The 536-nt window shown below is 65.3% G+C and carries 1 protein-coding gene; it reads right to left on the reverse strand.

Annotation, left to right across the window (positions count from 1 at the left end; all coding sequences use genetic code 11):
* Window positions 1–74: 74 nt before the first annotated feature.
* Window positions 75–425, reverse strand: a complete 351-nt coding sequence (locus GTW58_RS13880; RefSeq protein WP_123824549.1) for a hypothetical protein — start codon at window positions 423–425, stop codon at window positions 75–77.
* Window positions 426–536 lie beyond the last annotated feature (111 nt).

Below are 536 nucleotides of genomic sequence, written 5' to 3' on the forward strand. Positions count from 1 at the left end.
CCCGCAGGGTCCGTGCTCACCGCGGCTGCCGGTGAGTGGTTCGAGTGTTGTGTCGGAAGTGGCCGTCTGTCGCCTCAGACGAGGGTGGCGACGATCATCGCGATGAGTGCGGTGCCGCCCGTGCCGTGGGCGAGGCCCTTGGAGACCGGGTCGCCCCGGCGCTGCTTCCGCCACCCGATGAAGGCCGCCACGAAGACGCCGATGGCAAGCAGGAGCTTGATGCCGATCTTCATGTGGTTGACCGTGACCTCCGGGTTGAGCTCAGCAAGAGTGAGCAGCAGGAGACCGGAGAGCAACATGGCAATCGAGGCCGCGAACTGCCACGTGGTGACGGTGGGGGTCTTGAACGTGGCGATCCAGGTGCCGATGATCACGGCGGCCCCGAACAGGTGGACCAGAACGAGCAGCGAGTGCAGAAAATCCATGATTCGACCCTACTAAAGCGCAGTGGCGCGCCGTGGTTGCTCACGACGCGCCACTCGGCATTGGTGGCCGGCATCACGGGGACTCAGAGGTTCCGTCGATCTCGCGTGCCC

Origin of the sequence: Kocuria subflava, assembly GCF_012163155.1 — a bacterium.
Taxonomy (GTDB): Bacteria; Actinomycetota; Actinomycetes; order Actinomycetales; family Micrococcaceae; genus Kocuria; species Kocuria subflava.

Bases quoted from the DNA above. Each gene is read 5' to 3' on its own strand.
- GTW58_RS13880 (WP_123824549.1), bottom strand. From the start codon at position 425: ATGGATTTTCTGCACTCGCTGCTCGTTCTGGTCCACCTGTTCGGGGCC.